Source organism: Deltaproteobacteria bacterium PRO3 (assembly GCA_030263375.1).
Classification (GTDB): domain Bacteria; phylum UBA10199; class UBA10199; order DSSB01; family DSSB01; genus DSSB01.
In genome coordinates, this window is record SZOV01000123.1 from 1 (window position 1) to 7,679 (window position 7,679).

At 62.9% G+C, this 7,679-nt stretch carries 9 protein-coding genes; 4 read left to right on the forward strand and 5 right to left on the reverse strand.

Going from position 1 to position 7,679, the window contains the following annotated elements; translation table 11 throughout:
- From FBR05_13770 to FBR05_13790, 5 genes are all read right to left on the reverse strand, one after another.
- Window positions 1-341 (reverse strand): hypothetical protein (locus FBR05_13770; GenBank protein ID MDL1873244.1); only part of this gene is annotated, 341 nt, incomplete at its 3' end.
- A 21-nt stretch (window positions 342-362) separates the two neighbouring features.
- On the reverse strand, window positions 363-773 hold the full coding sequence (locus FBR05_13775) for a type II toxin-antitoxin system VapC family toxin (protein MDL1873245.1): 411 nt from the start codon (window positions 771-773) through the stop codon (window positions 363-365).
- Window positions 757-981: a CopG family transcriptional regulator gene (locus tag FBR05_13780; protein ID MDL1873246.1), complete on the reverse strand. Its 225-nt coding sequence runs from the start codon at window positions 979-981 to the stop codon at window positions 757-759. The genes FBR05_13775 and FBR05_13780 overlap by 17 nt, the downstream gene beginning before the upstream one ends.
- Window positions 982-1,040: 59 nt before the next feature.
- Window positions 1,041-1,973: an ABC transporter permease gene (locus tag FBR05_13785; GenBank protein ID MDL1873247.1), complete on the reverse strand. Its 933-nt coding sequence runs from the start codon at window positions 1,971-1,973 to the stop codon at window positions 1,041-1,043.
- Window positions 1,954-3,522: an ABC transporter substrate-binding protein gene (locus FBR05_13790; GenBank protein MDL1873248.1), complete on the reverse strand. Its 1,569-nt coding sequence runs from the start codon at window positions 3,520-3,522 to the stop codon at window positions 1,954-1,956. The genes FBR05_13785 and FBR05_13790 overlap by 20 nt, the downstream gene beginning before the upstream one ends.
- Between FBR05_13790 and dacB the strand changes: the two genes are divergently transcribed.
- The 4 genes from dacB to FBR05_13810 all read left to right on the forward strand — a co-directional run bounded on the left by dacB (window position 3,494) and on the right by FBR05_13810 (window position 7,453).
- Window positions 3,494-4,921, forward strand: coding sequence for a D-alanyl-D-alanine carboxypeptidase/D-alanyl-D-alanine-endopeptidase (gene dacB / locus FBR05_13795; protein ID MDL1873249.1), 1,428 nt, complete (start codon window positions 3,494-3,496; stop codon window positions 4,919-4,921). The genes FBR05_13790 and dacB overlap by 29 nt on opposite strands.
- Before the next feature lie 6 nt (window positions 4,922-4,927).
- Complete coding sequence (locus tag FBR05_13800) at window positions 4,928-6,466, forward strand: lytic transglycosylase domain-containing protein (GenBank protein ID MDL1873250.1); 1,539 nt, start codon at window positions 4,928-4,930, stop codon at window positions 6,464-6,466.
- 16 nt (window positions 6,467-6,482) lie between these two features.
- Window positions 6,483-7,058 carry a CoA pyrophosphatase gene (locus FBR05_13805; protein ID MDL1873251.1) on the forward strand — a complete coding sequence of 192 codons (576 nt, stop codon included), beginning with the start codon at window positions 6,483-6,485 and terminating at the stop codon, window positions 7,056-7,058.
- 71 nt (window positions 7,059-7,129) lie between these two features.
- A complete protein-coding gene (locus FBR05_13810; protein MDL1873252.1) occupies window positions 7,130-7,453 on the forward strand; it encodes a hypothetical protein in 324 nt (107 codons plus the stop codon).
- The last annotated feature ends 226 nt before the right edge of the window (window positions 7,454-7,679 follow it).

Here is a 7,679-nt window from a genome sequence, read left to right on the forward strand (position 1 = left end):
AGGGGCGCGACCTCCCCTTCCCCGCCTGCCTCGAGGCTGCCCGCCCAGACCTTGGCCGCGCGGGCCCAGGCCAGGATGCGGCGATTGTCCACCCGGCCGGGGCCTGCGGCGAAGACCAATCGGTATCTTTTGATGTCGGATTTCTTCAAGGGCGCCCGAAGGCGCCGTATCTCCCCCTGGCTCGCCAAAAGTTCCACCTCTTTCGGAAGCTCGCCCGAGGCCGCCAAGGTCACCCGAGCGCCGGCCTCGACCAAGGCGAAGAGCGCCCGCGCGGTCCCCGTGCCGCAACCCGCGACCAGGACGGGAAGCCCCCGAAGCTCGAGCTGCACCGGCAGTTTCATAGCCTTGTACCGTGGAGAAGGTTATGCATGAATGATCAAAGGCACCCCGGTGAGCCCCAAGTGGAAATCCGTGGACCAACAGCGCCGGATTTTCCGCTTCTCCATGAGGCTTAAGCCGCAGGCGTCCGCCAAGGTCAGGTCCTGGTCCGAAAAGCGGCGCAGGACTTTCGTCGCGTCGGCGAGCTGTTTTTGTCCGACCTCGACTATTTCCAAGGATCGCAATTCTTCGATAAAGGCCATGAACTGCAGGGCGCGGAACGCGTCGTAGCGTTTTAAAAACCAGCCGTGCCCCTCCGCGATGACCAGGGAGGTCGTCAGGATGCGCGGCGGGTCGGAGAATAAGCCCACGAACAAAGAGTGGTAGCTGTCGGAACGGTCCAAAAAGGCGATCAGCGCCGAGGTGTCGACGTAGGCTTCAGTCTTTTTGGCCATAGATCAGTTGGTCGATTTGTTGACTGGATTTGGGATTGCCCGATTCGACGAGCCCGGCGTAACGCATCCAAGGTTTTTCCCGGGAGGCGGGAAGCATATTCCGAAGGGAACGCCGAAAAAACTCGGCCAAGGAAATCCCCTGCTTTTTCGCCTCTTCCTTGGCGCGGTCGTATTCCAGTTCCGACAGGCTTATCTGAGTGCGAATCATGATAACAAAATATTGATATTTGTTATCACTTGTCAATATGGAAATAAACCCGGGAGAGCTCAAGTCTCCTCTTTCCCCAGCTTCACCCTCGGGTCGAGCATCGCGTAACAAAAATCCGTAAGCATGTTGACCATGATGAAGGTGAAGGCGATGGTCAGGACGCAGCCCTGCACCACCGGGTAGTCGCGGCGCTCGATGCCGCCGAGCAGGAGGCTCCCGATGCCGGGCCAGTTGAAGATCTTCTCGGTGACGACGGTGCCCGCCAAGAGGGCGCCGAACTGCAGGCCCACGATGGTCACGACCGGGATCAGCGCGGAGCGGAAGGCGTGCTTGATCAAGACCTTCCCCTCGCTCAGTCCCTTGGCCCGGGCGGTGCGGACGTAGTCGGCCTTCATCACCTCCAGCATCGAGGCCCGGGTCATGCGCGAGAGGATCGCCGCCAGGGCCGTCCCGAGCGTGAAGGCCGGAAGGATGAGGGAGAGAAAGCCCTCGTCGCCCGAGACCGGAAACCAGCCGAGCTTGATCGAGAAGACCATAATGAGCAGCGGCCCCAAATAGAAGTGAGGGATCGAGATGCCGAACAGGGCCAAAAACATCGCGCCGTTGTCGACGCCGCCGTCCTTCCAGATCGCCGACACCAAGCCAAGGGGAACGCCCACCGAGAGCGCCACCAGCATCGCGAAGAGAGCCAGCTTGAAGGTGGCGGGGAACTTTTCTCGGATCAGCTGCGTGACCGGCTTGCGGTCGTAGAGCGATTCGCCCATGTCGCCCTTCAGCAGGCCCGAGATGAAGTAGCTGTGCTGCACCCAGAGCGAGCGGTCCAGCTTCAGCTCTTGCCTTAGGCGCTCGCGGTCGGCGGTCATCGCCCGCTCGCCCAAGATCACGTCCACCGGATCCCCCGGCACGAGGTGGATCAGCAGGAAGACGAGGCTCACCACCACATAGAGCGTGGGGATCAAGAAGAGCAGCCGTTTAATGACGTAGTTGCGCATCGGTTACCGTCGTCGGGGGTTTTTCCTCGAGCTTGGTGCGGGTCAGCCCCAACAGCGAGGCGTCGGGCCTCAGGCTGTAGCCCTCGACCTGGGGCCGGGTGAAGACCACGTTGTCCTCATACCACAGGCTCACGTAGGGCAGGTCGTGGGAAATGGTCTTCTGCACCTGGGAATAAATCTCCTTCCGCGTCGAGGTCACCGTGGAGACCCGCCCCGCCTCGAGCAGCTTGTCGAGTTCGGAGTTGGAATAATACCCGCGGTTGGCCCCCTTGGGCGGAAACTGTGAAGAAGCGAAGGCGTAATAATAGATATCCGGCTCGGTCACACCCACCCAGGTCGAGCTGTACATCTGAAAATTGCCGGTCTTGATGTCCCGGAAGAAGGTCCCCCATTCGTAGGGCCTCACCTCCATCGCGATGCCCACCTCTTTCAGTTGCGCGGCAATGGCGCGAGCCATCGCCACCCGGTCGCGCTTGTTGGAGGTCTTGAGCGTCAGGCTCAAGCGCGGCTTGGGGCCGGGGCCGTCGGGGTCTTTCAGGCCAGCCTCCTCCAGCAGGGCCTTCGCCCGCTCGGGATCGTAGTCGTAATGGCTGACGTTCTTCTCATAGCACCAGTTGGAGGGGGCCAAGATCCCGGTCGCCTTCTTCGCAAAACCCTTGAGCCGATATTCGATCAACTTGTCCCGGTCGATCGCCAGGGCGACGGCCTCGCGGACCCGGCGGTCCTGCAGGGCCGGGTCGCGGAGGTTGAAGGCCAGGTAGGCGTAGTTGATGCCAGTGTCGCTGGCCATGACGAGCTCGGTCTTCCGCCGCAGCCACTCGGCCATGACGAGAGGAACGGCGTTCTGTACCAGGTCGACCTCGCCGCGCAGCAGCTGCAGGACTCGGGTCGTGTCGTCGCGGATGGTCTTGAATTGGAGTCCACCGATGCTGGGCGCCCCCTCGAAATAATCCGGAAAGGCCTTGAGCCGGATCCACTGGTCCGTGCGCGCCCCCACCCATTGAAAGGGCCCGGTGCCAACCGGGCGCTGGGCGAAGGGCGTCGGAGCGGCCTCGTCGGCGCCCTGCGGGACGATGCCCACGGTGAGGGCCGTCAAGAAGGGCGCGAAGGGCTCCTCGAGCTCGATCTCGAGAGTGAGGTCGTCGATCGCTTCGATCTCGGCGATGCGACGGAAGGTGTCGTAGAGCGGCGATCGCTTCTTCGGGTCCATCAGCGATTTGAAGGTGTAGAGGACGTCCTTCGCGGAGAGCTCGCGGCCGTCGTGGAAGCGCACCCCGGGCCGCAGCCGCAGGCGCAGTCGGGTGTCGCTGCGATACTCGTAGCCGTCGACCAAGTCGGGCACCAGGCGCATCTCCTCGTCGAACTTGAGCAGGCCGTTGAAGATCAGCTGCTGCAGCTTGCTGGAGTAGGCGTCGTTGGGGTAGCGGGGATCGAGATTGGCGGGGTAACTCTCGATCGCGACCGTAAAATCGCGAGGAGCCCCTTGACGGGCGCAGCCCGCTAGGAGAAAAAGAAAAACAATGAAAAATTTCCTCGCCTTGCCGCTCATCGTCCTGTCGTTCACCCTTAACAAAGTCGCGCCCGCCGCTCAAGCGAACCCGCTGCGCCTCGAACTCGAGGAGCTGACCTCACAACATTCCTCCGAGGATGTCCAGTACGGGATCCTCATCCGCGACCTGGAGACCGGCAAGGTCGTCTACGAGAAGGACGCCGACCGGCTGCTCAACCCGGCCAGCAACGCGAAGGTCCTCACCACCCTGGCGGCGCTGGCGCTGGTGGGGCCGGATTACCGCTTTAAGACCCAGCTCCTCGGCGCGGGCGACATGCGCCAAGGCCGCCTCCCCGTCCTCGCCCTCAAGGGCTTCGGCGACCCCAGCCTGGACAGCTACCGGCTCGAGGCCATGGTCCGTGCCTTGAAAAAGCAGGGCTTCCGCCAAATCGACCAAGTCCTCATTGACGGCAGCTACTTCGACGGTCAGGACTTCCCGGGCCAGATGGAGGGCCGGCAGCGCGACGCCGGCTTCAATTGCAGCGTCGGCGCCCTTTCGCTGGACCATAACCAGATCGAGGTGACCGTCAGCCCCGGGCCGAAGCTCGGCGCCCCGGCCGAGGTGCAAATCCAACCTCCCCTCCCCGGCTTTCCCGTCTCGGGCGAGGTCGCGACGGTCAAAAAGCGGGGCCGGGTCATCGTCCGCAACGACCCCGAGGCGCCGGGCCTGGGCATCGCGGTGAAGGGCGGCATCTCGCTCAAATCCGAGCCCCAGACCTATAAGGTCTCCATCCACCAGCCCCTCGACCTGGCGGGCCTACGCCTCCTCGAGGCCCTCCGCGCCCAGGGCATCCAAGTCCCCGCGACCTACCGGCTCGCGGCCGCGCCGGCCAAGGCCAAGGTCTTGGTCGAGGCCGAAAGCCCGCCGCTCCGCGAGATCCTCCAGGAGATCAACAAGAAATCCGACAACTTCATGGCCGAGCAGCTGACCAAGACGCTGGGGGCCCAATTCGCCGGGGCCCCGGGCACCACCGAGAAGGGCGTGAAGGTAATCTTGAAGAAGCTTAAGGAGATGGGCGTCCGCACCCAGGGCATCGAGCTCGAGAACGGCTCGGGCCTCTCCAAGAAGAGCCGACTGCGGGCCGAGACCCTGGCCGAGGTCCTCGAGGCCGCCTACCAAGACCCGAAACTGCGCGGCGAGTTCATTTCCTCTTTGAGCGTGCTGGGCGTGGATGGTACACTGAAGAGGAAATTTCGTAACAGCGATTTGGCCGGACGCTTTTTGGGCAAGACGGGCACCCTGAACGGCGTGAGTTCGCTGTCCGGTTACGTTTACCCCAAAAACTCGGAAAAAAATCACCCCTTCGTCTATTCTTTCATCTTGAACGGCAAGGGGAAAAATTTTTGGAAGGAAAAACAATTGGCGCAGGACATCCTCGAGACGCTGCTCAACCAATAGAACGCCATGAAACGCTTGCTGGGTAACAAGGCCTTCCTGATCCAAGGCGGAAAGATCCTCGCCGTGCTGGCCCTATTGGGCCTGCCCCTCGCCTTCTCCTTCGCCAAGCCGAAAAAAGACCCCAAGGCCGAGGCCGCCCCCGCGCCCGCCGCCGAGCCGGCCCTGCCGCCCGGCGCGCCGCCCCTCCTGCTCTCCGAGGCGCCGCCTCCGCCCGTCGAGAAAAAGGCCAAGAAGAAAAAGAAGGGCAAGGGCGAGGCGACCGAGCGCGCTAATTACCTTACCAACCACGAGGGGCGAAAGTTGGTCCATCACCGCTTCGAGGTGCCTCCCGAAATCAAACACGCGGTGGACTTCTGGAAGCTCGTCTACTCCAAGTACGACCGGCGCCATGAGGTCTTTCACGACACCAAAAACCTGCGCGTGATCTACTCGGTCCTGGACTTCAGCGACATCTACGACAGCGCGACTCTAAGCCCGGCGGCGCGCCGCGCCCTGCGCAAGGAGCGCATCCAGGGCGAGAAGGACCGGATCCGGGCCATGCTGCTCAAGCTCCACCAGGGCGACTACACGCCCGCCCAGCTCGACGCCGAGGAGCGCCGCCTCTACGACCTCTTTCAATCCGATCCCGACCCCCTCAAATTCCTGGCTGCGACCGAGGACGGCCGCATCCGCAGCCAGACCGGCATCCAAGACAAGTTCACCGCGGGCCTCGAGGCCTCCGGACAATATTTGGAAGAGATCGAGGACATCTTCAGCAGCCACGGCGTCCCGGTCGAGATCACACGGCTGGTCTTCGTCGAGTCGATGTTCAACATGAAGGCCCGCAGCAAGGTCGGGGCGAGCGGGATCTGGCAGTTCATGCCCAGCACGGGCCGGCTATACGTGAGCATCGACTCGATCGCCGACGAGCGCAACGACCCGATCATGGCCAGCCACGCCGCCGCGAAGCTGCTCAAGTCCAATTACGAGGCCCTGGGCAACTGGCCCCTGGCGATCAACGCCTACAACTCGGGCCGCGGGACCATGCAGCGGGCGATGAGCGTCCTGGGCACCGACGACATCGCGACGATCATCCTCAACTATTCCGGCGGGGTCTACGGCTTCGCCTCGCGGAATTTCTATCCCTGTTTCCTCGCGGCCCTCGAGCTCGCCAATCAATATCCCAAGCACTTCGGCAAGCTGAAGATCAAGCCGGCGCTGAAATACGAATACTACTACCCCAAGAGCCCGCAATTCTTCGGCCAGCTGACCACGGCGGCGGGCGCGAACTGGGACGAGATCGTCCACCTCAACCCGCACTTCTCCGAGGCCGTCCTCTCGGACGCGCGGAAAATCCCCGCCGGCTACCACCTGCGGGTGCCGAAGGGCAGCCAGACGCGCTTCGCCCAGGCCGAGGCGACGATCCTGAACGGCGGCCTCAACCCCACGGCGGTGGCCCAAACCGAGGCCGAGCGCGCCCGCAGCGAACTCGCGCCGGGCTCCTCGTCCGATTCCGGACCGGCCGAAAGCGACTTGATCTCCCCGGCCAACGCGCTAGAACGTTAAGCCACGGAAAGGCACCATGCGCGAGACCATCGCCCACATCCTGAGGCAACGCAAAAAAGAGCCCGTACCGCTCAACGACCTCACCCCGGCGGCGGTCCTGGTGCCCTTGTTCCTGCAAAACGGGCAATATCAAATCCTGTTCACCCAGCGCAGCATGGAGGTCCGGGACCACAAGGGGCAGATCGCCTTCCCCGGCGGGATGTGGGAGAGCTGCGACAACGACCTCAAGGCCACGGCGCTTCGCGAGACCGAGGAAGAGCTGGGCATTCGCCCCGAGGGCGTCGAGGTCCTGGGCGAGTTGAACGAGCTCGTCACCCCGACCGGCTACCACATCACCCCCTTCGTCGGGGTCATCCCCCACCCTTACGAGTACCGCCTCAACCGGCAGGAGATCGCCGGGATCATCGAGGTCCCCCTCGAGCACCTGCTCGAGCCGCAGAATCTCCGCCTGGAGCGCGGCGAGTTCTTCAACGCCCAGACGGAGATGCCCTATTTCCAGTACAAGCAGCACGTCATCTGGGGCGCGACGGGGAGGATCACGCGGGAGCTGGTCGAGCTCATCCTGGACTTTCAGCGCAAACGGGCCTCGTAGGGGCGAACACAAGGTTCGCCCCTACAATAGCCCTTGCCGGTCCCGGGCATATCTGTTTAGTTTCCCCGAGCATGAAAAAACTCCTCCCCCTATTCCTGGTTCTTTCCCTCTGCCTCGCTGCCTGCGGCGGGCGGGTGCCTTCCCAGGCCAAGACCGCCTCGATCGCGCAGAAATTCTTCAAGAAGTACGGCAAAAAATACAAAGAAAGCGTCTTCGCCGCCAATCCGGTGAGCAGCGTCGAGGTCAAGGACGTGCAAGAGCTGCAAAAAGACATCGCCACCAGCTTCCTCCTGGTCAAGCTCGCCGACGGCAGCGAGGTCCCGGTCGTCATGACCCTGATCCGAAAGCCGCCGCTCGGATGGCGGACCAGCGGCTGGGAGATGGCCCGTCAATAAATCTCCGGATGAAGATCTCCCTTCCATCCGTCTCGATCTCCACCTGACCCATCTTGTCCGTGCGTAACAAACTTGCGCCGGATTCCGTGAGCCGCCTTAAGACCGCCGCATGCGGCAGACGGTAGCGATTGCCCTCCCCCGCGCTGATCAGGGCCCAACGCGGCCGCAGGCCTTTAATAAAGTCTTCGCCCGTCGAGGTCGCCAAACCGTGGTGGGCCACCTTCAA